This window comes from Bradyrhizobium sp. CCGUVB1N3, from assembly GCF_024199925.1.
Classification (GTDB): Bacteria; Pseudomonadota; Alphaproteobacteria; order Rhizobiales; family Xanthobacteraceae; genus Bradyrhizobium.
The window spans coordinates 9,683,882-9,707,964 of the sequence record NZ_JANADR010000001.1 but is presented as its reverse complement, the minus strand read 5'-3'; the positions used below and the strand labels follow the sequence as shown (position 1 = coordinate 9,707,964).

At 60.4% G+C, this 24,083-nt stretch carries 18 protein-coding genes and 1 other annotated feature; of the genes, 10 read left to right on the top strand and 8 right to left on the bottom strand.

Translation table 11 applies throughout. From position 1 onward, the window contains the following. Positions 1-64 precede the first annotated feature (64 nt). Positions 65-1,219 carry a hypothetical protein gene (locus NLM33_RS45805; protein WP_254105289.1) on the bottom strand — a complete coding sequence of 385 codons (1,155 nt, stop codon included), beginning with the start codon at positions 1,217-1,219 and terminating at the stop codon, positions 65-67. A gap of 290 nt (positions 1,220-1,509) precedes the next feature. Between NLM33_RS45805 and NLM33_RS45800 the strand changes: the two genes are divergently transcribed. Together NLM33_RS45800 and NLM33_RS45795 are read left to right on the top strand one after the other, a co-directional pair. Then, entirely contained in the window at positions 1,510-1,755 is a 246-nt protein-coding gene (locus NLM33_RS45800; RefSeq protein ID WP_254105288.1) for a zinc-finger domain-containing protein, read from the top strand. A gap of 20 nt (positions 1,756-1,775) precedes the next feature. Then, positions 1,776-2,978 (top strand): FAD-dependent monooxygenase, encoded by a 1,203-nt coding sequence (locus NLM33_RS45795; RefSeq protein WP_254105286.1) that lies wholly within the window; start codon positions 1,776-1,778, stop codon positions 2,976-2,978. 15 nt (positions 2,979-2,993) lie between these two features. On the opposite strand, the gene NLM33_RS45790 is transcribed toward NLM33_RS45795, so the two are convergent. Further along, positions 2,994-3,440, bottom strand: coding sequence for a twin-arginine translocation pathway signal (locus NLM33_RS45790; RefSeq protein ID WP_254105284.1), 447 nt, complete (start codon positions 3,438-3,440; stop codon positions 2,994-2,996). A 383-nt stretch (positions 3,441-3,823) separates the two neighbouring features. Here NLM33_RS45790 and NLM33_RS45785 point away from each other — a divergent pair, with 383 nt between their 5' ends. From NLM33_RS45785 to NLM33_RS45775, 3 genes are all read left to right on the top strand, one after another. Further along, positions 3,824-5,146: a site-specific integrase gene (locus tag NLM33_RS45785; RefSeq protein ID WP_254105282.1), complete on the top strand. Its 1,323-nt coding sequence runs from the start codon at positions 3,824-3,826 to the stop codon at positions 5,144-5,146. A 447-nt stretch (positions 5,147-5,593) separates the two neighbouring features. After that, positions 5,594-6,589: an AAA family ATPase gene (locus NLM33_RS45780; RefSeq protein WP_254105280.1), complete on the top strand. Its 996-nt coding sequence runs from the start codon at positions 5,594-5,596 to the stop codon at positions 6,587-6,589. A gap of 30 nt (positions 6,590-6,619) precedes the next feature. Beyond that, positions 6,620-9,085 (top strand): S8 family peptidase, encoded by a 2,466-nt coding sequence (locus tag NLM33_RS45775; protein WP_254105278.1) that lies wholly within the window; start codon positions 6,620-6,622, stop codon positions 9,083-9,085. Positions 9,086-9,111: 26 nt separating this feature from the next. Here the strand turns inward: NLM33_RS45775 and NLM33_RS45770 are convergent, their stop codons facing one another. Beyond that, positions 9,112-11,181 carry an ATP-binding protein gene (locus NLM33_RS45770; protein WP_254105276.1) on the bottom strand — a complete coding sequence of 690 codons (2,070 nt, stop codon included), beginning with the start codon at positions 11,179-11,181 and terminating at the stop codon, positions 9,112-9,114. A 138-nt stretch (positions 11,182-11,319) separates the two neighbouring features. Then, on the bottom strand, positions 11,320-12,588 hold the full coding sequence (locus NLM33_RS45765) for an IS256 family transposase (RefSeq protein ID WP_254094380.1): 1,269 nt from the start codon (positions 12,586-12,588) through the stop codon (positions 11,320-11,322). Positions 12,589-13,122: 534 nt separating this feature from the next. On the opposite strand from NLM33_RS45765, the gene NLM33_RS45760 reads away from it, so the two are divergent. Further along, positions 13,123-13,311 (top strand): hypothetical protein, encoded by a 189-nt coding sequence (locus tag NLM33_RS45760; protein WP_254105275.1) that lies wholly within the window; start codon positions 13,123-13,125, stop codon positions 13,309-13,311. 605 nt (positions 13,312-13,916) lie between these two features. On the opposite strand, the gene NLM33_RS45755 is transcribed toward NLM33_RS45760, so the two are convergent. Both NLM33_RS45755 and NLM33_RS45750 read right to left on the bottom strand, forming a co-directional pair. Continuing rightward, a protein-coding gene (locus NLM33_RS45755; RefSeq protein WP_254106176.1) for an IS3 family transposase occupies positions 13,917-15,085 on the bottom strand; the annotation gives its coding sequence in 2 pieces (ribosomal slippage) (positions 13,917-14,857 and positions 14,857-15,085; 1,170 coding nt in all). Beyond that, positions 14,748-14,864 (bottom strand) — a sequence feature (AL1L pseudoknot). It overlaps the preceding gene by 117 nt. After that, a complete protein-coding gene (locus tag NLM33_RS45750; RefSeq protein ID WP_254105273.1) occupies positions 14,970-16,064 on the bottom strand; it encodes a hypothetical protein in 1,095 nt (364 codons plus the stop codon). The genes NLM33_RS45755 and NLM33_RS45750 overlap by 116 nt, the downstream gene beginning before the upstream one ends. A 96-nt stretch (positions 16,065-16,160) precedes the next feature. Between NLM33_RS45750 and NLM33_RS45745 the strand changes: the two genes are divergently transcribed. The 3 genes from NLM33_RS45745 (at position 16,161) to NLM33_RS45735 (ending at position 17,882) form a co-directional block, all read left to right on the top strand. Next, positions 16,161-17,201 carry a hypothetical protein gene (locus NLM33_RS45745; protein ID WP_254105272.1) on the top strand — a complete coding sequence of 347 codons (1,041 nt, stop codon included), beginning with the start codon at positions 16,161-16,163 and terminating at the stop codon, positions 17,199-17,201. A 102-nt stretch (positions 17,202-17,303) separates the two neighbouring features. After that, on the top strand, positions 17,304-17,507 hold the full coding sequence (locus NLM33_RS45740; protein WP_254105270.1) for a hypothetical protein: 204 nt from the start codon (positions 17,304-17,306) through the stop codon (positions 17,505-17,507). Positions 17,508-17,609: 102 nt separating this feature from the next. Then, positions 17,610-17,882: a hypothetical protein gene (locus NLM33_RS45735; RefSeq protein WP_254105269.1), complete on the top strand. Its 273-nt coding sequence runs from the start codon at positions 17,610-17,612 to the stop codon at positions 17,880-17,882. 531 nt (positions 17,883-18,413) lie between these two features. Here the strand turns inward: NLM33_RS45735 and NLM33_RS45730 are convergent. After that, positions 18,414-20,003 carry a peroxidase family protein gene (locus NLM33_RS45730; RefSeq protein ID WP_254105267.1) on the bottom strand — a complete coding sequence of 530 codons (1,590 nt, stop codon included), beginning with the start codon at positions 20,001-20,003 and terminating at the stop codon, positions 18,414-18,416. Between the two features lie 1,024 nt (positions 20,004-21,027). Between NLM33_RS45730 and NLM33_RS45720 the strand changes: the two genes are divergently transcribed. Beyond that, positions 21,028-22,278: a multidrug effflux MFS transporter gene (locus NLM33_RS45720; protein ID WP_254105266.1), complete on the top strand. Its 1,251-nt coding sequence runs from the start codon at positions 21,028-21,030 to the stop codon at positions 22,276-22,278. A gap of 38 nt (positions 22,279-22,316) precedes the next feature. On the opposite strand, the gene NLM33_RS45715 is transcribed toward NLM33_RS45720, so the two are convergent. Beyond that, positions 22,317-23,915: a glycosyltransferase family 39 protein gene (locus tag NLM33_RS45715; protein ID WP_254106173.1), complete on the bottom strand. Its 1,599-nt coding sequence runs from the start codon at positions 23,913-23,915 to the stop codon at positions 22,317-22,319. Between the last annotated feature and the right edge of the window lie 168 nt (positions 23,916-24,083).

Genomic DNA, 24,083 nt, shown 5'->3' with positions numbered 1-24,083 from the left:
TCTTAAAGCATGATCCGGAAAAGTGTGTGGCGGTTTTCCGAAAAGATCCTGCTCAAACGAAAACCTAAAGCGCGCTGACGGCTGCGCCCGCCAGCGCAAGTTGCGCCCGGCGCAACCGCCGCGCCCGCCTGCGGTCACACCAGGCCTGCGTCAGCCGCTCGGTCGTGGCCTTGATCGAGGACAGGACGCCGAACAGCGTCACCAGCGCGCCGAACAGCCACAGTGCGAGATCGAATGCGCCGGTTGCGAGCAACAGCGCACCGCGGCCGAGCAGCTTCAGGATAGCGCGGGTCTTGCCGCCGCTCGCTTCTGCAAGCCGCGCCGCGCGCACGACGTCCTTCGGCCCCTCGGCGACGCGCAGCGTATCGAGCGCGCCGCGGGTGCCCGCCTTTTCGGTGACACGGGCAACGTCCTTGCCGAGCCTGACCAGTGCGCCCGCCTTTTCGACCCGGAACGCGGCCTTGATCGCGCTCGCGGTCTCGCCCGGCCGCAGCACCGAGCCGGTGGCGACCGCGTTCTGGAGCATCGGGGTGTCCACCACCTCGCGCGCCGAGCGCCCGGCCCAAGCCGCAAGCCCCTCGCCCAGCCGCCCGACCTTGCGGGCGTCCTTGACCAGCGACAGGCCGGCGCGCACCGGCGCTGCACCGCCGACCGAGACATAGGTCGCCGCCGTCACCGCAAGACCGGCCGCGGCGAGCCCGAGCACGAGGCGGTCGGTCTCCTCGCCCATGGCCAGATGCTTGCCCTCGCGCACAACGTCCCTGACGTCGCCGATCACGAAGAGATCGCCGGCCACGGTGCCAGAGAGGCTCGCGACGTCGTCGGCACTGCCGGTGACGAGACCCGTGGCAAAACGCTTGGCGAAATGCGAGGTGGAATTCTCTTCTCTCACAGCGTCGCCGACCCGGCTCAAGAGGTCGTCAGGCAGCGCGATGCTGCGATCGCGCGCGAGCTCGACGAAGCTGCTCGCAAGATCGGCATCGTGGGCTGCAAGCGCTGCTTCGATATTGTCCTGAACGATCGCGGCGTTCTTGCCCGGCGTATTGACCAACGTGTTTTTGCCCAGGAGGGAATCGAGCTGCAGCTCCGACAGCGCGGCCGGATCGTCTTGCGCCGCCAGCACAGCGCCCGCCTCGCGCGCATGCGGCACGATCTGCACGAGGACAACGCTGCATGCCACGAGGGTGGCCAACGCGGTGCTGATTCGCAGCCACTTCATGCTCAAAGCCTGGACGTTCGCCTGGAAATTCGCCTGCCGCCGGGATTTCGTTCGCCCACAGACATAGTATGCCAAATTTGCGACACAACGGCCCCGACGAAAGAAGGGCTTCTCTGAGGCGACAAGATTGTGTCGAATTTGCATGAGCAAATGAGCATGGGGCAGTTGCAACCTTTCGGTTCCGCTGGGCTAGCAATCATCTGCACCCGCCAGTATGGTCCGCGGCGTTCAATGATGCCGCGTCAGTTTTGATTGTGTCTGCCGCCATTGCCACTCCAGGATGAGTTCCGATGTCCGACCATGTCGTCCCGCACTTCCACAACGATGCCGGTGTCCCCGTCATCGAAATCGGCTCGCAGGAGTTCATGTGCGTTGGCGCCAACCCTCCGTTCGACCATCCGCATGTCTTCCTTGATCTCGGCAACGACAACGAGATCATCTGCCCCTATTGCTCCACGCTGTACCGCTTCGCGACCGACCTGAAGGCCGGCGAGGCGCGCCCGCCCGAATGCGTGCTGAAGGACAGGGTGGCCTGACCGGCGGCATCCGCTAAGGGGTGGCCGTCTCCCGAACGATCATCATTACCGGTGCCGGAATCGGAGGATTGACGGCCGCACTCGCGCTTGCCGCCAAGGGCTTTCGCGTCGTCGTGCTGGAGAAGGCCGAGCGGCTGGAGGAAGTTGGCGCCGGCCTGCAATTGTCGCCCAATGCGAGCCGCATCCTGGTCGAGCTCGGGTTGAAGGACCGGCTGGGCTCGCGCGCGGTGACGCCGGAGGCGGTCAGCATCATGAGCACGCGCGCCGGCGGCGAGCTGATGCGCCTGCCGCTGGGCGCGGCGGCCGCCGAGCGCGCCGGAGCCCCCTATTGGGTGGTGCACCGGGCCGATCTGCAAGCGGCGCTCGCCGCCGCGGTCGCGGACCATCCTGATATCGATTTGCGGCTGGGCGGGACGTTCGAGGACGTCGCCGCGCACGCCAAGGGACTCTCCGTGGTCTATCGCAGCGGCACGTTGCGCCGGAGCGAAGTGGCAAGCGCGCTGATCGGCGCCGACGGCGTCTGGTCTACAGTACGCCAGCATCTGTTTCCGGACGTCGTGCCGCGCTTCTCCGGCCTGATCGCCTGGCGCGGCACGTTCGAGGCCACGCAACTGCCGAAGGAATACACCTCGCGCCGCGTGCAGCTCTGGATGGGGCCGAATGCCCATCTCGTCGCCTATCCGATCGCAGGCGGACGCCAGATCAACGTGGTCGCGGTCGTGCCCGGCACCTGGAACAGGCCGGGCTGGAGCACGCCGGGCGATCTCCGCGAGGTGATGGACGCCTTCGCGGCGCCGCGCTGGCCGGGTCCGGCACGGATGATGCTCACCGCGGTCGACAGCTGGCGCAAATGGGCGCTGTTCACGCTGCCCGACGGCGTCGGCTGGAGCAAGGGCGCGATCGCGCTCGTCGGCGATGCCGTGCATGCGATGCTGCCCTTCGCCGCACAGGGCGCAGGAATGGCGATCGAGGACGCCGCCGTGCTCGCCGAGCATCTGAGCGGCAACGCCACCGAGAGCGCAGCTAGCATCGCGGCGGCGCTGGCGCGCTATGGCCGGGCGCGCGAGGCCCGCGTCAGGCGCGTGCAGCGGACCGCGCGGCAGCAGGGCCGCATCTACCATCTAGCAGGCCCCTTCGCGCTGGCGCGCGATCTTGCGATCCGCGCACTCGGGCCGGAGCGCATGCTGGCGCGTCAGGACTGGATCTATCGCTGGCGCGCGTGAGGCGCGATGCTGACTTCAGTGAGCGGCGCTGCTGGACTTAGAGCCAGGTACCGGCTTCGCCACAGGCTTGGCGGCGGTCGGGGGCACAGGCGACGCCGGCGGGGGCGTCGGCACCATGTCGCTCTCGCGGCACTTGTTGCGCCGCCAGTTCTCTTCCAGCAGCTTCTGTTGCGCACGAATGGAGATGTAGTCGTTGCGGTAGGCGAGCTCGGAGACCACAGCGCCGCCTGTCCCGGTCTCGGCCTTCGCCATCAGCCGCTCAAGGTCCACGAGACGGTTGGCGAGGCTTTTCCGCTCCGGCGCGAGCTGCTTGCAATCCCAAAGATCGTATTTGCCGGGATCGACGAAGGCCGGGCTGATGGTTTCGCCGACGCTGGCGCAGCCGCCGAGCCCCGAGCCGAGCGCAAGCAGCACGACCAGCGCAAGCGCGGGACGGCAGCGGTTGAGAATCGAAACAGACATGCCGGATTGGTAGTCCCCGTAAATTGACATTGCCTAAAGCAGCCCGAGATGTCCGGATTGAGGCTTGGCCCCATATCCCGGATTGAGGCGCAAGCGCCATATCCCGGATTGAGGCTTTGCCTTGTGCGGCCGGCTCGCTTAAGGAAGGGCACCCTTCGCCCCGTCCGGCCCCAAGCCAGGCGGCCAGCAAGGGCTTTAAGTGTTTGATCCCGTTGGATCAAGCGGGCATGGCGGAATTGGTAGACGCAAGGGACTTAAAATTTTTTCTTTGTCAGACTAAAATGAAAAATTACTCAGTAAAATCAAATAGATTGACGAAAATCTAGATTTGCAATACCCTTCCACAAGGCTTACACATTTACACAAAAAGGGATGATTTCCCGATGGAGACGGCAACTCAAGAACAGCAACCACCGGCGAAGGACGGCACGATCGAGCGCTACGAACTGATGGGCGGCAAGTGCTACATCTACAAGCGCAGCAACGACAGCAAGCACTGGCAGGTTGCCGCTTATGTCTCCGGCAGAAATCACAGAGCGAGCACCAAGCTCGAAGGATTCTCCGCTGCAAAGCAATTTGCCGAGGAGTGGTATCTTGAATTGCGCGGCAAGCACATTCGCGGCGAACTGGGCAAGCTGGTCCCCGTCAACGCCGAAAAGACTTTCAAGGACGCCGCAGAACAATTCCTCCGCGAATTTCCGGTTCTCACCGAGGGGCAACGCAGCCCTATCTACACCGCAGGCCACCAGAGGCGCCTGCGCAACTACCTCGTCCCCTTCTTCGGGGACAAACCACTCTCGCAGGTCACATCTGGCGCGATAGCGGAATACCGCATCGACCGCATCGAGAAATCGAAAGAAAAACGCGGCAAGCCGCCTGCCCGCGGCACTGTTCACCAAGAGATGGTCGCGCTGCGCCAGACCTTGAAGACAGCCATGCGGCACGACTGGCTCGCCAGCCTGCCCGACATGTCGCAGCCCTATCGCAGCAATGGGAAGATTTCCCATCGCGCCTGGTTCTCACCGACTGAATACAGACAGCTTTACCTCGCCGCCGCGAAGCGCGCGGACGATCCCAAAAAGGAGCGCTATCGCTACCACGGCCAGGAACTGTATGACTTCATCATCTTCATGGCCAACACAGGCCTGCGGCCTGACGAGGCGAAGCGGCTGGAATATCGCGACGTGACCGTGGTCAAGGATCGCGAAACCGACGAGCGCATTCTTGAAATCGAAGTGCGCGGCAAGCGCGGTGTCGGCTACTGCAAGAGCATGCCCAGCGCCGTCATGCCCTTCTTCAGGTTGCGAAAGCGCAACAAGGCCCAGCCGACTGATCGCATTTTCCCAAACGACCAGCATGTGCTGTTCAACAACATCCTTGAGGAGGAAAACCTCAAGTTCGACCGCGAAGGGCAGCGCCGCACGGCCTACAGCCTGCGGCATACCTACATCTGCCTGCGTCTCATGGAAGGTGCTGACATCTACCAGGTTGCCAAGAACTGCCGCACCAGCGTCGAGATGATCGAGAAATTCTACGCCTCGCACATCAAGAACCAGTTGAGCGCAGCCGCCATCAACGTCAAACGCGTTCCCCGGAACGAAGAAAACAAGGTTGCGCCGCAGTCGCCCCCGCCACCAAAGCCTGCGGCTCCGAAAAATCGCTTGCGCCCGACCGGCAAGAATTACACCCGTCGCAAACCGCACTGACCCCACCTGACACCTTGGCGACCGGACCGACACGGGTTATGAAGGGCCCGGCATGCGGGCGTGGCGAAATTGGTAGACGCAACGGACTTAAGCCAAAAATTGAGTGCTCCTGCGGGAAACCCGGGATGCAGAACTGCTCAAATTCGGGGAAGCCTTTGCTGGTAATCCCGAGCCAAGCCCCTAAATCCTGGGGGAAGGTGTAGAGACTAGACGGGCAGCACCTAAAGCGACAACGCCAAGGTGAAGGGATAGTCCAGACCACAAACGCCAGGTTGGCGGCGACGAAAGTCGTAGTTGGTACGAAAATCCGTTGGGCATTGCCCGTGCCGGTTCGAGTCCGGCCGTCCGCACCATCTATCAACGACAAATATACCCTCTCTGCCACTTTTAGTTGCCAGAATCTGAAAGCTACGCTTAGACTCGTCAGTGACCAACAAAGTATGCCCCATGCCTAGCGCCGATCAGCTCAAAGCGCTCATAAAAGCCTTCGCTGCGGGCGACGACGCGCAATTCCACTCCATCGCGATGCAGATTGCGGCGAGCGAGGCTCGCGTCGGACATGGCAAGCTGGCCGAAGAACTCCGCGAACTGATCGACCAGTCGCGCGCTCGCGTCCCAAGCCCCGGACCGTCGCCGATCCCCCTCGCCAAGCCACGCGGCGAAATCGCGGATCTACTCACCGTCACCTATCCCAAAGTCCATTTGGGAGACCTGGTCCTCACGGCGAAGACCAAGAGCATTTTGCATCGCGTCGTCCGTGAGCACAAAAACATTCGTGACATTCGCGCCCACGGTCTGGCTCCCCGCAAAAAGTTACTGCTGGTCGGACCGCCAGGCACCGGGAAGACGATGACCGCATCGGCTATCGCGGGTGAACTCGCCCTGCCCCTTTTCGTCGTACGTCTCGATCGCCTCATCACCCGATACATGGGCGAGACCGCCGCCAAACTGCGGTTGATCTTCGACGCTATTGCGCAGACGCGTGCGGTTTATCTATTCGACGAGTTCGACAGCATTGGTTCAGAACGGGGTCTCGGCAACGACGTTGGTGAGATACGCCGCGTCGTGAACAGCTTCCTTCAAATGGTCGAGCAAGACGCTTCCGATAGCGTGATCATTGCTGCGACGAACCATCCCACTATTTTGGACAAGGCTCTCTTCCGTCGTTTTGACGACATCGTTCAATACTCACTTCCCACCACCAAGGAAATTCGTACTGCATTTGAAGCCAAGATTGCGGGCGCGAAGACGAGCGGGAAAATCGATTGGGCCAAGCTCGCGACGTTTGCCAAGGGTCTGAGCTACGCGGATGTGACACGCGCGACGCAAGACGCGCTCAAACACGCGTTGATCGAAGGACATGCATTGACGCAGAAAGACCTTTTCTCCGCGATCGATGAGCGCAAGGCGGCCCTGCAGCACGGGAACGTCAACCGCAAGTAAGAGCGACAACGCTTGGCACGGTATCCCCATTTGCTCTTCGTCGACGCTGCGGGAACGGAGCGTTATACCGCTGATCGTGGTCGGTCTCCGAAATTTGACACTCCTGACCGTGACCGTGCCCAGCATGCAGCGACCGTCATCAACGCGTTGCAGACCGCGCAAAACTCGCGCGGCCCTTTTCCTACCCAGGTCGGAAACGGCTTCTATGAATCACCAGGGCTGACGCTGACTTTTGAAAGCGAGCCGGGCTTTCCGCTTGCCTTCGAAAGCCTCGACCTACGCCGCAGCAAAATTCAGTTGCTGGCGGTTACGCGCGACGAAGAAACGGCTCGTACCTACGCCACGATACACGTCCCCGACGATAAGATTCAAATTCTGCTTCGCAAATTCGAGAAGTATCGCGACGCCGAAGACGGCGATGAGCGCGATAATAGAAAGCTGGTCGAAAGCATCACCAACATCAAGCTGGCGACACTCTCGGAGCTTTGGACGGATACGCCCCAGCTTTATCCAGCAGCCAACACCGCTATTACGTGGGAAGTCTGGCTTCGCTCGGCGATGCAGGGAGAGAACTCGCCGAGCGCGGTCCTCCGCGAGGCGGCGCCCAATTTCGGCTATGAGGTCATCTCAAACGACCTGTCGTTCATCGATCGTACCGTTGTGCTTGTACGAGGCACACGCGAACAGCTCGCGCTGTCCTCCGATGTCCTCGGCGTTATCGCCGAAGTCCGCAAAGCGAAGGTGACTGCGGACTTCTATTCCATGCAGCCGGCCGCCGACCAGCACGCCCTTTCTGCCGCGTTCATCCAGCGGCTTGGCGCCTTGCCGGGCGGCTCACCCGTCGTCGCGCTACTAGATACGGGCGTCAACCGCGCCCACCCGCTGCTTGCGCCGATTGTCGCTGAAACTGACGTTGACGGTTTTAAGCCCGGTTGGGGCGGTCACGACAGCCATCGGCACGGGCATGGCACGCAAATGGCCGGGCTCGCTATCTATGGCGACCTCACCCCTCTCTTTGCCGGTAGCGGCCCGATAGAGATCACCCACGGTGTCCAATCGCTGAAGCTCTATCACGCTCCCGACCCGCACCGGCCGGAGCTCTACGGCGCGGTAACAATCGAGGGCATATCGCGGCTCGAAATCGACGCCGCTCGCCGGAAGGCATTCTGTATGGCTATTTCGGCGGAGGCTCGCGAGAGAGGCCGGCCCACTTCATGGTCAGCAGCTGTCGACAATCTCGCGTATGGCGCCATTAACGACACGCGTCGGCTTATCATTCTCTCGGCTGGCAACACGCCGCCCGAAGCCCGGAGAGACTATCCTGCCTACAACGAGGCCTCCTCGATCGAGGACCCCGGCCAATCGTGGAACGCCTTGACGGTCGGTGGCTACACCGATCGGATTTTCATCGATGACAATGTCAACTTCGGTTGGAATCCGCTGGCGTCGCGCGGCGACCTTGCTCCTTCCAGCAAAACGTCCATGACCTGGCCGCGCTCGACGAAGACCCCATATAAGCCCGACATCGTCATGGAGGCCGGCAACATGGGACGGCCCCCAGGCGACGGCGATCCTTTGTTTCTGCCCGAGTTGCAGTTGCTCACAACGAGCAACGAGTTCGCGGCTGGTGAAGCGCCATTTGTGGAGTTTCACGACACTAGCGCCGCCGCTGCACTGGCGGCCAATCTCGCAGCGCGGGTTATGGCTCGTTACCCTGACTATTCGCCCGAAACTGTCCGTGGATTGCTCGTCCATAGCGCAAGGTGGACCGACGCCATGAGGGCGCGCGCCGTAGATAGACAGGGGCGTCTCGACCCGGAACGCATGCTCCGCACGTTCGGTTATGGAGCGCCTGATCCCGAGCGCTTGTTCTACAGCGCCGGCAACGCCTTGACATTGATTGCGGAGGATAGTCTCCAACCTTTCTTCAAGGACAGGGACGGCTCCATCAAGACTAAGGATATCAAATTTCACGAGTTGCCTTGGCCGCGCGACGCGCTGCTTGCCTTGCCGTTCGACACGCCAGTGGAAATGCGCGTGACGTTGTCGTACTTCGTCGAGCCTAGCCCCGGAGAGCGCGGCTGGGACCGCAAATACGGATATCCTTCGCATGGGCTCCGCTTCAGGGTTATTCGCGCGACAGAGACCCTGGACGATTTCAAGCTCCGCATCAACGCGCACGATCGCGAGGATGACTATGACGAAACCCACGCTGGCGAGACCGGGCGCTGGGAGCTAGGCGTCCGTGGCCCGACCAACGGGTCCATACATTCCAACATCTGGCGCGGCTCTGCCGCTGAACTCGCACAACGAAACCATATCGCCGTGCTCCCCACACTTGGGTGGTGGCGTACCCGTCCCGCCGAAAAGCGTGTGGACAAGAAGGCGCGCTACACGTTGATCGTGTCGATTTCGACGCCCGACGAGAACGTGGACATCTATACGCCTGTTGCTGTTCAAATCGGCATTGAGAACGTCGTCGAAATCGAGACCTAGCGCTTTGCCTTGGGGTCGTCTTCTCCCTACTGGAGAAGCTGGGTGAACAGTCCCTTGAGGGCAACATCATCAAACTGCTCAGGCCCTCTAGACGTGCGGAGGTCGGGCGAAGACGAGCGAGTATTTTCCGCAGCTTCAGCGACTTCGTTGATTCGATCATCCACGTAAGATACTGCCAATTCCACCTGCACCGGTTCCAGTGCCACACGCTCACCTAGCTTCTTGAGCGACGCGATGTGATCTTTCAGCGTTGATTCCGAGTCGATGTCCGCCACCGCGGTTGCAACCTCCCTAAATTGGTCCCGTATTGCTGCGTCCAAAGCATCAGTAATCCCGTCGCTGAGCGCGCTCGACCAATTTTCCATGGCGTCAGCGATCTTTTCTAGCTCGTCAATGTTTATTGGACCCCGGATCATTTTGATCGCCGCGACCTCAATACGATCCGCAAGCTTTTCAGCATCGGGAAGATCTTCAAAGTAGAACCCGTCTCTGAGCTTGCCAATTAATTCTATCGCTTCTGGTCCATCGCGCCATGAGTCCAAGCCCTCTATCGGGGCTTCGGCCAGTGCGATAGCGACATCCCAGAACCGCTGATCCTTCGTTGCAGACCACCATTCCAAAAGCAGGCTTATCCGGTCGGTACTCGAAATGCCAACCGCGCTGATGTAGGTGATCCCGTTGTTCAGTGTCCGCGACCAAACCGGGAGGGTCTTAAAGGCGTTGGCGACATCCAGTGAGGCCAGCGCGAGCTTGCTTCTGTCTTCTTTATCCGATCCCCTGGAGTATTCCCAGACGTTACGAGCCCAATCGGTCTGCTGCGCAGCTTTCGCACACTCCAGAAGTATGGAGGTATCTTGAAGGTACCCATTCAGATAATCGCGCAGAGAGGGATTGATGAAATTGACGGCCTGATTGTTGATCGCGATGAAGCCGCCTTCAAGAATCTTCAGCGCCTCTTCAAAGTCCTTCGGATTCCATGAATCGCCAAACGCAGAACAGAGCTGCGAGTGCAGGCTGTCGTACGCGGCCCTTAATTCAGCGATCTGAGCGCCATACTGCGAGCTGAAAAATAGCGTGAAGAGAAGATGCTGGCACGCTTTTGATATATGGGTGCGGAAGGCAGTATCCCAGAGAGCCGAGGGGTTCGCGAGGCCGGCCAGGAACGCTGCGGGGTATGACAGAGGATCGATGTCTTTGATGTGCTCCGCGTCGGTCATCCACTCGATGACCCGGGGATTGTAGTTCTTATGGTCGACAATTTTCTTGAGGCCCCCGCTATCAATCAGGGCCGCGATGTAGGCTTGGGGCGTTCCCGCGATCAGCAGATGGTTATACAGAATGCGCGCTTTGATGCGGCGCGTATAAAGCCCGACATCTAGAACGTATTTCGTGACGTCCAGTCGTTCATCAGCAAGGTGCTCCGAAACGCGGCGCGCCTCCTCAAAAATGTAGGCTCGTGTTGTGAGAATGAAACGTGCATTGGCAGACGTTCTGACTCTCTTGATAAATCGCGCTAGATCAGAATCCTTGTGAGCCAGCGCCTGCTTGTCCAAGGCAACCTTGCCCAGAAAATCGTCGAAGAAGAACACCTGCTTTTTGGTGTCATCGAGAAACTTGAGCCCGTCGTCCAGGCTACGAATAGCAACCAGCTCCCAGTCTTTACCGATATACGCATAGGCCAGCATCTCGGCTAAAGTCGTCTTACCGACTCCCGGCGGTCCCGAGATGATGAGGACGTGCCTCTTCTCCAGGATGCCCAATGCTTCGTCGAAGCTCGGATTAGGTGCGAATACCCGAATCTTCGCTTCGATCTCAGTTTTCGTCAGCGCGTTGAACGTGTGCGCAGAGGAGTGAACCAGGCGTTCAAGCATTGCGGCGCTTGAGAGCCAGAGCTTGATGTGGGCCTTTTCGATGTCGGGAAAGCTTCTAAGTAGTCCGTTCAGATCACCTGGGCCCTTAATATCTGAGTCATTCAGGACGGTAGGGCCGAGGATGGATTTCAGCTCTGCCTTGTTGGGCGGAGTGATGGAGCACGAGGTGGCCAATATGTACCGTGAGGGGCGAAGCTTATCGATCGATGCGCGCTCACGGGTCATCTGCGACTTGAGGGCCGTATAGGGCGACCTCGCATAGTGCTTGGCCTGGAGAACAGTGGAGGCTCCGCCTTTGGTATGTCGACCGTCTACTCCCCCATCCGGGCCTGGAGCTATGCAGAATTTTGGGTGACGAGGTGATCAGGCGGCGTGGGTTGCCGGCATTTGGATGACCTCGATGCCGTCGTTGAATCTGACACCTGCGATGATCTTCGGCAACTGATTTGTGCCTTTGAGCCGCCGCCAGGTTTTTGATGCGGCGATAACCAGCTTGAACACCATCAGCCTGGCGGTCGTTGCCGACAGCGATCCTTTCGTCCGCACGGTTCTGTGCCGCACGGTCGCGAACACGCTTTCGATGGGGTTGGTCGTGCGCAAGTGATCCCAATGCTCGGCAGGGAAGTCGTAGAAGGCCAGCAGTGCGTCGCGGTCCTTGGCGAGGCATTCGACCGCCCGGCCGTACTTGGCGCGATATTTCTGGGCGAAGATGTCGATCGCCGCTTCGGCGGCCGCCCGGTTCGGCGCCCAATAGACCTCGCGCAGGTCCTTCTTCATGTTGGCCTGCACCGAGAGCGGGACCTTGTCCAGGACGTTGACGGTCTTGTGCACCCAGCAGCGCTGGTGCCGCGTGCCGGGACAGATCTCGTCAAGCGCCTTCCAGAAGCCGAGCGCGCCGTCACCAACGGCAATTTCAGGGGCGATTTGCAACCCGCGCTGCTTCACGTCGATCAGGAGCTCACGCCAGCTCTGCGCGCTCTCGCGGACGCCGACCTGAAAGCCGATCAGCTCCTTCTTGCCTTCCGGCGTCGCGCCGATCAGCACCAGCATGCATTCGCCGTGGTCTTCCATGCGCGCCTGCAGGAAGACGCCATCGGCCCACACATACACGTAGCGTCGCGCCGACAGATCGCGCTTCTGCCAGCGCTCGTACTCGCCCTGCCACTCGGCCGTCAGCCGAGAAACCACCGCAGGCGACAGGTTTGGCGCGTCCTTGCCCAGCAGGGCCGTCAGTGCCTCCCGGAAATCGCCGGTCGAGATGCCGCGCAGATACAGCACCGGCAACAGCGCATCCAGGCTCCGGGTGCGCCGCGCCCACAGCGGCAGGATCGCCGAGCTGAACCGGATCCGCTCGCCATCGCTGGCCGCTCCACGGTCGCGAATCTTTGCCCGCGCCACTTCGACCGGGCCGATGCCGGTCGCAATCGTCCGCGCCGGGCCGTAACCATGTCGCACGACACGGGCGCGCCCGTCGGCCAGCTTCAAATCCTTCACCGTGGCAAGAAACGTCTCGACTTCGACCTCCACGGCCTGCGCCAGAAGTTGCCGAGCACCAGCTCGCAGAATATTGGTCAGTGGATCGTCGATATCGTCGGGCTGACGAAGGGCAACAATATTGCTAGTCTCGTTCATGGCGTATCGCTCTCCTTGAGAGGTTCTGGCAGGCTCGACACCCGCCTCGATACGCCGCCTATCTCAGTCCGTCATCACCCAGTTTCCCGCATAGCTCCCGGGCCTGCGGCAAACACCTCAAACCGGATTCCAAGCTCCCGACCAACCAGGTCAGCGGCTAAGTCTTCGAAGTCGGCGGGGGACAAATTGAAAAAATCGTAGGACATACCCTAGGGTAGCGCAAAGCCAACAATTAAGGAAAGCGTTGAAGCGCCGACAGCTCAGCAGAGCTTGCCCCGACGAAAGGAATATCGCCCTCCTGCGAACACGATGGTCGTCCCCCTATCCGCTAGTGCCGCGGCCGGCAATTCCCTCACAACCGTCCTACAAACCGTTGCACCGGCACCTCGTCAGGCAGCGCTTTCTCGCATCTGCAAATTCTCCGAACAAGGCGCTTAGGTAAGCATCCTTCCACCCGCTTGCCGGCATGTCCGGCGGATAACGTTTTTGTCTCCCCGACGGCTCGCCCTGGCGGCTCACCAATGGGAGAATGCAATGGCTGCGAAAGCAAAGAAGCCGAGTCACGAGGCCTTCGTCGTGACCGGTGAAGGCGATAGTGCGTTCTGGACGAAGATCGGCGGAGTCTGGCCTCACGACGACGGCAAGGGGTTCAACGTTGAACTCGTCGCCCTACCCGCCAATGGCCGGCTCGTCATCCGCGAGCGCAAGGAAGGAAGCTCCTGACCGGAGCCTGACGCAACGAGCGACCAGGCTCTGTGCGATTCCTTCCCGGAGCAGCGGCCAGGCACGCTGGCGTGACAAGGGAAACCACCCTCATACCGGTGGTCGAAGTCCGTTGAGAGCTGATGACCCGCAAGGTGCAGAGTCGGTTGCCCCGCACCGGAAACGGTGCGGGGCTTTCGCAATACCCACTACCGCAAAATCAGGTCGCAGAGTCCGACCGCCCCCACCTGTCCTTAAGCATCGCCGCGAGCTGGAGTGACTCCGAGACAGTCAGGCTAGATAGCTCATTCGCGAGCTTCGGAACGTCAACCGCAGGCCGACTCCCTGGATATTCATCCTCTGAGAGCCGAGACATGATTGCGGTCCCCTCCTTGAAATATCCAAGCTCCGTTCTCATCTTTTGCGCGTTCTGGATTTCTTCAGCGGTCCAGCCCGCTGTATCCATAAAAACAAAATCCTCAGATGAACCTTTCACGCCGGCGGCGTCCATTGCGATCCCAACAATAAAGCGCCTTTCTGGATTGGCGGCTTTAGCTGCGACGCAGCGCAGTTGCAGATCCTTGGCTTGAACCGCCCCGGGTTTGCCGGAGGCAATTTGGTTTAAGTTATGCCGCCATGGCGGGTTGTTCCAGCATGGCGTAGTAGCGTTGCTCGGCTTCGGCCGGCGGGATGTTGCCGATGGGCTCGAGGAGCCTTCGGTTGTTGAACCAGTCCACCCATTCCAGCGTCGCGAACTCGACGGACTCGAAGCTGCGCCATGGCCCGCGCCGATGGATCACCTCGGCCTTGTAGAGGCCGTTGATGGTTTCGGCGAGAGCGTTGTCATAGGAGTCCCCGACGCTGCCGACAGAAGGTTCGATACCAGCTTCAGCCAGACGCTCGGTGTATTTGATCGAGACGTATTGGCTGCCCCTGTCGCTGTGGTGCACGAGCCCGCCGCGATGGACCGGCCGGCGATCGTGCAGGGCCTGTTCCAGCGCATCGAGCACGAAGCCCGCATGCGCCGTGCGCGAGACCCGCCACCCCACGATCCTGCGGGCGTAGGCATCGATGACGAAGGCGACGTAGACGAAGCCGGTCCAGGTCGCGACATAGGTGAAGTCGGAGAGCCAAAGAACGTTCGGCCTTGGCGCCCTGAACTGGCGGTTGACGTGATCCAGCGGGCATGGCGCGGCCTTGTCGCTGATCGTGGTCTTGACGGGTTTGCCGCGGATGACTCCTTGCAAACCCATGTCCCGCATCAGTCGCGCCACCGTGCAGCGGGCAACATCGAAGCCTTCCCGCTCGAGCTGCCGCCAGACCTTGCGCACGCCATAGACCCGGAAGTTCTCATCGAACACCCGCCGAACCTCGATCTTCAGGGTAGCGTCCTGCCTGGCGCGCGCCGACAGCCTGGCAGGATCGCGCCGCCTGGCCACATGGGCGTGGTAGGTCGAAGGGGCGATCGGCAAGACCTTGCAGATCGGCTCGACCCCATGCGCCCCACGATGATCGTCGATGAAGGCGATCATGGCTTGGACCGGCGGTCGAGCTCCGCCATCGCAAAATACGCGCTCGCCTTGCGCAGGATCTCATTCGCCTGCCGAAGCTCACGGTTCTCCCGCTCCAGCGCCTTCAGCTTCTCGGCCATGTCGGTCGGAACGCCGGCCCGGTGTCCGCTATCGACTTCGTCCCTCTTGACCCAGTCGTGCAGCGTCTGCGGTGTGCAGCCGATCTTGGCCGCAATCGAGGTCACGGCCGCCCACCGCGACGGGTGCTCGCTCGCATGATCCAGAACCATCCGAACCGCACGAGCCCGGACCTCGGGTGAAAACTTGTTCGTCGTCTTGCTTGTCATGGCTCCATCCTCTCAGGAGTTGGAGCCTCCGGCAAACCCGTGGCGGTTCAATATCAGGGCGAGTCAAAAACTTACCCCAACCATCCATAAATCCGACAGCTGAAGTCGACGTGGAAGAAAGAGAGACATGTAGTGAACCCGCAGACGAGGTCATATGCGCCCGATTGTCATTCTCCATAACAGGGCCACCGATTGCCATTCTCTTCGTATGATAAGACCCGAATACGATATGCAATATATCGACGGCTGCAGTTACCGCCAGTTCTGCCCTTTGTTTTGAAATCTCGGCATCGCAGTTCTGAATTTGCACTTCGGCAATCCAACTAAAAGTCTCGTAATATTTCTTGGCTTCATCAAGGTAGTAAGGATCTCGAGCTGTCGATGGTTCTTGCTTTAGATATTGTTCATAGAGACTTCCCATGGCCTTCTTAAATGCAGGCTTTGTTCTGAAGGTAATGGGCCCGACGTTGAAGGTGTCAGGATCCTTGGCGTACATCAGCCGGCACGGGATATAGTGAGTGGTGGTTGCGCGTTTCTTTTTAGCCTCTCTAACCGCGGCGGCCATTACCTTTTCTACTCTTCGGGTGTCGATCTCCCAATTGTCGAAAATGAACCGTTGGATGACGAGCTTGCGTAATGCCTCGAAGACCCTCGCTGGAGTGACTGTACCTTTCGCATCGCTTTGTGTGAGCGCAGTTGCTGCGAGATGTCTAAGTCTAGTGTAGGCAGCCATACCACAGATAAGAATACCCCGATCGGGGCGCGGCAACGAAGCCAACATGTCATTGTTCGAGAGCTCTTTCATCCAGTCTGCTGGCTTGCCTGCGGACATGATCTTTTGAATGCGCACGCATTCCGACAGTACGAATTCGACGTCCTGCACCCAGACGTCCTTGGGGTCGCTCTTTTTTGGCATGTATTGAGCTTATCAGAAATCGTCAGCTAGGTTGTTAAGTTCACCAAGATAGGCGACGCTATTGCATGAACAGAACCCTAGTAACGTCCTAAGCTCATGCGTACAGCAAACCCAGCTGAATTAGCCAAGCTCCCGCACATTAACGTAGCCGCCCTGCAAGGGCGCACAATCCTGTTAATGCCGCTTTGGGATGGCACTGCCTGGAATCAGTGGGTTGATGGTCCTGGTGGGCAGCCTGTCAAGTTCAGTGTCGTTGATGTGGTTCGCTCGAACTACCTGGCGAAAACGCCAGCTCGGCCTGATGACATCCATATCCCGTTCGTCGATGTGATGTGGCAGCGCCTGAGTTCACCTGAGGTTTTCAAGCTTACTACGGGTATCTGCGATGATTTCCATCTCATGGCAACGATCGCAGCCAAGCTTGAATACTTCCATGAAAATCGGGAGAGCATCGACCAAAACCTCATCAGCTCCTTCGTACAGAGCGAAGTTGAGCATCTCATCGTCATCGCCCGGTCGATATTTGATCTCCTGCAGGAGATTATGGCGCACTTCTGGAACGAACGTATCCAGCCTACCGACGCAACGGCCAAGCCGGCGCCGAGGAAGTTCAAATTACCCGACACATTCAGGAAGGTAGTGCTCAACGATAAGACCCCTCGGACAGCGGCAGAGATTGTTGAGAATTATGGACTCCTGCAGGCGATGAGCGAGGTGTACGTGAAGCATGCGCCGTTCTTCCTGTCATTACGGGCAATGAGGGATGGTATTGTTCACGGCGGTTCAAGCGTTGATCTGATTTTCGTGACGGAGAAAGGCTTTTGCGTCGAGCCAAGCTCCAGGTACTTCCGGGATTTTTCCTGGAAACCGGAGCACTATTACAACCCCACCCTTACTTCGCTGCGGCCGTGGCTGGCTAATATTGTGCTGCAGACCATCGAGGCCTGCAACGACATCATGTTTTCACTTGAGAGTGCGGTCGCGTTCCCGGCAGCAATTGCGCCCGACTATCAGGTCTTCATTCGAGATCCGTCCAACCAGGCACTTCTCAGGCTGCTAGATGTAGCCAACGGCAACCTGGTTTGGTGGGGAGATAAACCTGCGGCCAAGGCGAAGTCAGCCGATCCAAGTCTTTGAATATCAAGAAACAGGACGATAGGTGATGTACGGTTTTGTCAAAAATCTTTGTCAAAACCGAACCGCATAGGCAGCAGAAGCCGTTCGGCGTAGGTTGCAAGCATGGCCACCAAGAAGCCCAAACCTTCCTCAAAGCCCGCTGGCTTCACCGTAGGCCGCAAGGCGTGGGCCAAAATCTCCGCGGTTGAAGGAATTGAACCCAGCAAGGAAGCCGAAGCTATGGTTGCGGAGTTTGATCGCCTAGGATTGTCGCCGATAGAGCGACGAGCACGCATCATCAAGAAGTACTCACGCGCCAAAAAGTAGAAGGGACCCTTGACCAGGCCCCTCATTTGTATGGTGAGTCCAGACAGGGCTTTCGTCAACACCTCGCCTTGACCTCTCTTTATGCTGCCCCATACTAAATGCATGAGCATTGATGAGCTTTTGGAAAAGCACCGGACGGAACAACTCGCCTACATGCGAACCAGGCTGGCGGTTATCGACAGCAATATCGCACGCTACAAGAAGGACGTCGAAACCTGGTCTGAACCGACCACGGCCTTTACCGAAGCAGAGCAGAAAGAGATTCTTGAGTCGTTCAAAGGGCTACTGGAGGGCGCCGAGCGGGAACGGGAATACTACCGCGCACGTCTCGCCAGCTATGAGGGGTTCAATCTGGTCCGGCCTGACGTTCACTAACGTCGTCAGCCATTCGCGCCTGAAAACATAGAAAGGGCCCTACCACAGGCCCTTCCAACACACATCCAGAAAGCGATGCGAAGGAATTCTGAGTCAGGGAGTCCGGGGCGTCAATAGCGGCAAGAATCCGTTAGGCAGTTACGCCTAGAGTCATAGCCATAGCTTCGGTAGATCGTCTTACGTGAGACGATAACGGCAATGCCGCCAACAGTGGCGGCTGGTCAAGGCTTCCAGCCCGTTCGCTGCGCAAGGATTTTGCTTCCACAGCTCCTTCCACATTTGTCTGACAATTCTTCAAGCCGGGACTCATTTCTTACACGGAAACTTACACATCAGGGTTCGGCGATGGACATTTATTCAAATAAGTCATATAGATAGCTCAGGTGCAAAAAACTTAAAATCCTTCGGTGCGCAAGCGCTGTGCCGGTTCGACCCGGCTGCCCGCACCAGCGCAAACTGCTTTCCGATGCGAAGAGGCCCGGCGCGGCGCGCCAGGCCCTTGTCTCTCGCGTTGTCGTGAGCCTCGCGGGCTCAGACCTCCCCGATATACCGCAGCATGTCCCACAGCGTGATGGTGGGCGCATCGGGCTTGATGACGGAGGTCCACCCGCTGGCATTGGCGACGGAGCTGTCGTCATCGTCGAGGATGCCGAAGAAGACCTCGAGCACGATGCGGCCGCCGACCGGGCCGAGTTGGGTGCCGGCGTCGGAGTCCTTGTCGGCGACCTTGACGCCGTCCTCGATCTTCATGTCGAACGTGCCGTCGGCCTTGGCGAGGCAGGCCTGGGCTTCGGCCAGCACGTAGAGCCAGAGCGGCGTCTTCGCGTCCAGCTTGCTGGCGTCCGCACCCGGCATTTCCGGCATGTCCTTGAACGACAAGAGGCGCTCGCCGAATACCAGAGGCGGCTGGCTGCTCACGCCGAGCACTGCGGCGACATCCTGGCCCGAGGGCAGCGAGAAATTATAGCCGCGCTTGAGATTACGCGCCGCGAGCGAGCGGAACAGCATGTCCTGTCCGCCGATCCGCGGCGGCAGCACCAGGAGCGGATTCACGAGGCTGGTGTCGATCTTGTAGCTGTATTGCAGCCGGTGCTTGTCGGGCTCCACGTCCACGCCGCCGACCTGCGAGGGGTTGTCGCCCTTGGTGCCTGGCGCGAGCTGATCGGTGACGAACAGTGACCAGTCGATGCGGTGACTCTCCGGCAGATCGCCAAAGCCGACCAGGCTTTCGGCGGCGTTGTCGGCGCCATCGAAAATCCGACGCTGGAAGTTCTCGTTGAGCCGGTAGGCGTTGCGGATCGCCGAATGGCCGTAGCGATAGGCAGCTCCGGTGAATTCCAGCGGCAGCGCCGTGCGATCGCCCCTCTTGTACAGCTTGTAGGCCGCATCGCCGTTGCTCGCCCGGTCCTGGACGAAGCTGTCATAGACCGGCTTCTGCACGATGCGCTTGAGGAAGTCGGTGACGACGATCGTCTGGTAGGTGAAGCGGACCTCCTGCTGCGCGGTCTGGAACAGCTTTTGTCCGGTCAGGCCCTGCGACTTGAAGAACGCGATCATCGCATTGTGGAAGTGGATGAAGGCGAGTTGCAGCTGGCAGACGATGGAATTCTCGTCATTGCGGGGATCGCCGATGATGGCGCGATGGCTGCCGGCATCGTCGGGCTTGTAGTAGATCGTCGAACGCGGCAGGTCGTAGGGCCGGACCATGTTGGTCGCGAGTCGCCCGTCCTCGTCATACATGAAGGGCGAAGCAGACGGCCCGAGGCCATAGAGGCAATCCATGTCGAGCCGCGGCGTGCGCACGTCGTTGGGGAAGCTCGACAGGCCCGGCGGGAGCGTCGCGAGCGTCGAGCGCGTGTCGAACGTCAGGTCATGGTCGATGAACTGGCCGAGATAGGTGTAGGCCGCGGGCACGAACGGATTTTCCTCGTCGTCCGGCGTATCGGAGGGATCGTCCAGACCCTGGTCGATGGTCTTGGCGATGATGCTCACGATCGTGTCGGGATCGGCGAGCTGCAACGATTGGTACGTCTCGCGCTTCAACAGGCGCATGAAGCTTGCGGCATCGGAACCCTGCCCGCCATGTCCGCCCTGCAACTGGTCGCTTTTCATGTCCGACATTTCAACGCTCCTTCAAAATGGCTGATTTTGAATCAATTCGCGTGTCGTCGCGCCACGCCCCCATCAATCCATTGCGTAGCGGCTGGCGGCTTATCACCTCCAGTTGCAAATTGGTCTTTTGGCTATCGACCCGGTTCAACGCGGCGTGCATCACGCGTCGATTTGAATCAACACGTGATCGCGCGGACGACGTTTGCTGTGTTTGTTGATGAAGGATTGAGCAAATGGAACTGTGGCACGGTTGTCGACTGGCAATCTCACAACCGATTCAGTCACTCGCATCACACGCAGCATGGACGCGACAACGGTGATGACAACTGTGTGAAATGCTTCACACGCAGCAGAGTGCGGCGAAACCCGTCAAGTTTGCCTGCGACGGCGAAGAGCGATGCGGTTTCGCAAGCCTGCCTAGACCGCATACGAGACGCGGCGGACGCCGCATTCAGATCTGATCGCGGCCAGCTCTACCGGCTTCCCCAACTTGGCCAAGTTTCCGTCAATGAAAAGCGCGATACATTTTGCAATTGCTCCTCGTCCTGGTAACCCCCCTTTGTCGTTCCCGGAAAGAAGCGGAGTCAAGTTTGGTGCAGGGCTTTCTTGTCCTTCTGGTCCTTCTGTCGATGTCCTTCGCCGCCGGATATTTCACGCGCGATCATATCTCGCGAAAACGGCGCGAACAGGCACGCAGGTGGAAGGGCTATGGGGAGCCCGAATGGGTGCGGCCGGCGAACTCGAATGAAGCCCTCGCTCGCACGGAAGCTGTTCCCGCCGAGCTCGGGGATTTGGGACAAATGCTCGATCGCTGGGAGAGCAGAGCACGAGCCCGGAAATTGCGGGTCTCTTCTTGATAAGACCGTGAGAGCTACATCGTCGTCCAAACTGCCTTCTGTTCAGCGGCCCTCCTGACGTCAGCGCGCGGCACTCTTGTCGGGTTCCCACCTCGCCTAGCTGCCATCCCCAAATGTGGGTTGTGCGCCGCAGCATCCCCAGTAAGACAAACCTCCGCAAATGCTGAGGTAGCTACGTGTCCGACGTCAACGCCGACAGTTGGGTGTCCTCGGGACACCGTCCGATGGGGTTTCCGGAATTCGTCATCGTGATCGCCGCGATCATGGCGCTCAATCCGCTCGCGATGGACATGATGCTGCCGGCGCTGCCCAACATCGGGGCGGCATTTCATATTCCCGTCGCCAATCATCTCCAGCTCGTGCTGTCGACGTTCCTGATCGGGTTCGGCGCGGGGCAGTTCGTGATGGGGCCGCTGTCGGACCGGTTCGGCCGGCGGCCGGTGCTGCTCGGCGGCATGACGGTCTATGCGATCGCGAGCGTGCTGGCGGTTGCGGCGCCCTCGTTGGAGACGCTGCTGCTGGCGCGCGCGCTGCAAGGGCTCGGCACCTCGGCAACGCGGGTGATCGCAACCTCGATCGTGCGCGACTGCTATGTCGGCCGGCGCATGGCGAGCGTGATGTCGCTGGCGATGATGGTGTTCATCGCCGTGCCCGTGATCGCGCCGTCCTTTGGACAAGCGGTGCTGCTGGTGACGCATTGGCGCGGAATCTTCATCGTGCTGATGGCCTATGGCCTTCTGGCGCTCGGCTGGACCGTGCTGCGGCTGCCGGAGACCTTGCCCGAGAGCGAGCGCAAGTCGCTGGCGCCGCGCGAGGTGCTCGACGCCTTCCGCCAGACCCTGACCAACCGGCAGACGCTCGGCTACGCGGTCGCCGCGGGCTTCGTCATCGGCTCGCTGTTCGCCTTCGTGTTCTGCGCGCAGCAGGTGTTCACCGGCATCTATCATCTCGGCCATTATTTTCCGCTCGCCTTCGCGGGGATCGCGGCCGGCACCGCCATCGCAGGCTTTGCCAATGCGCGGCTGGTCGGCCGCCTCGGCATGCGCGTGATCTCGCATGGCGCGCTGGTCGGCTATGCCGTCGTCGCCGGCCTCATGCTGCTCACCGCGATCCTCCACGTGCTGCCGCTGTGGCTGTTCATGGTGCTCTCGGCGATGATGATGTTCTCGTTCGGCATGATGATCGCCAACTTCACAGCGCTCGCGATGGAGCCGCAGGGCCACATCGCCGGCACCGCGTCCTCGCTCTACGGCTCGATCACGACGCTGTTCGGCATCGTCGTCGGCATGACGATCGGCCAGAGCTTCGACGGAACATTGCTGCCGTTCTCGACCGGCTTCTTCCTGTGCACGCTGGCCGCGCTCATCGTCGTCGCCGTGGTGGAGAAGGGCCGGCTGTTCCAGCCGCATCATCGCGCGGGTACTTGAGTCGCGCTAGGAGCTTCGCTCGCTCCTCCATCGGCGCCTTAGCGCGGCGCGCGCTTGCTCGCGCTGAAATCATCCGCGTCGCTCGCGGGCGGCTTGGACCCGTCATCATGCGGCGGCACGAGCAGCGCGACCAGCTTGCGCGTGACGCCACCCCGACCGAGCAGCTCCGCCTGAAGCGTGAATTCGCGCCTGACGAAATCCCCGGCACGCGCCGAGGTCTGCTCCATCCAGCCGAGGCAATCGGGCTGGTCGTGGAAGCATAGCGCCGCCCAGCCGCGCTCCAGCGTGCTCTTGCGCGGCACGCCCCAGGTATATTGATAGGCGAACGGCCGCGAATAATGCGGATGATCGGGGCTGTAGAAGGCGGTGGCGAAGGCCAGCGCATCGTCGCCGCTGACGGCCGACAGCGGCACGCCGGTGAGATCGCGCCACTGCCGCGTGAGCTCGACAGCCGCTTTTGAATAGAACTCCCGGCCCTCTTCGTAGCCGTGCGCGTTGCGGTAGGCGGCATGGATGGGGGCCACGACCACGAGCGCGACGACGCTGACGCCCGCAACCAGCACCGTGGCATTGACGGCATAGAAGCGCTCGATCGGATAGCGCGTGCCGCACACGATCAGCACGACGAACAGGAACAGGCCCTGCAACGCCCATAGCGACGGCAGATCCGTGCCCATGGCGAGCGAGGTCAGCATCGGCAAGAGCAACGTGCCGAGCGCGACGTAGAACAGCAGCTTCAATCCCAGATCCATCGCGCCGAAGTCGGCCGGCAGGCGTTTCAGACGGTCGCCCGCAATCATCACCCAGGTGACCGCCACAGCGCTCATCGCCGCGACGAGCCCGAGCGCGAATGACTTCACCTCGCCCAATGCCGTGACGAGGTCGGCATTGGCATGCGCCAGGGCATAGGAGAAGGTCGGGGCCCCCGTGGTCGCGAGCCAGTAAAGATGCGGCGACAAAGCCAGAAGCCCGGTGACGGTGGAGATCCAGGGTGAGGCCGAGGTGAAATAGGCGCGGCGCGCAGGATGCATCGCTGCGGCGAGCACGAAGCTCGCGACCAGGAAGACCGAATAGTATTTCCCGACCATCGCCAGCGCCGTCGCAAGACCCGCTGCAATGGCCCACCACGCCGCACGCGTCTCGAAGGCGCGCAGGAAGCAGAAGGTCGCGAGCGGCCAGGTCGCCAGCAGCACGCTGTTGGCGTTGAAGCGCTGGGCGTGGAATTGATAGGCCGGCGTCAGCATCAACAGCAGCAGCACCAGAAGGCGTTTGTGCCCGCTCACGAAGCGGCGCGAGATCAGGTCGACGAACCACAACGCCAGCGCGGCGTTCGCCATCGCCATCAACTGCAGCGACCAGTCGCTCAACGGGAAGATCGCGGTCCAGGCAGCCGCCACCCACCCCATCAGCGGCGGATGTTTTGGATAACCCCACGCAAAATGCCGCCCCAGCGTCCAGGCCTCGAGCGTGTCCGGATGCAGGCCGGCGCCGAGATAGGCGATCACGAGATACAGCGTCCAGACTGCGGTGAAGGCCATGAGCAGCAGCGGCACGGCCCAGCCGGCCTCCACGCCGTCGAGCCAGCGCAGGAAGGGACGGCGCCAGCGCGCAGGCGCGCAGTCCGAGCGTTCGGCCATCGCCTGGAATGCAAAATCTATCGGCACGTCAATTCAAATCGGAGAAAGGGAAAAGTGATGCGCGCGAAGGTGGCGCGTTTGCTCACTCTATTTCAGGTGCAGAAACAAATGGCAAGAATCAGAGACTGGAACGGTTAAAAGCGCGGGTTTCGCCGCGCAGACGAAAAT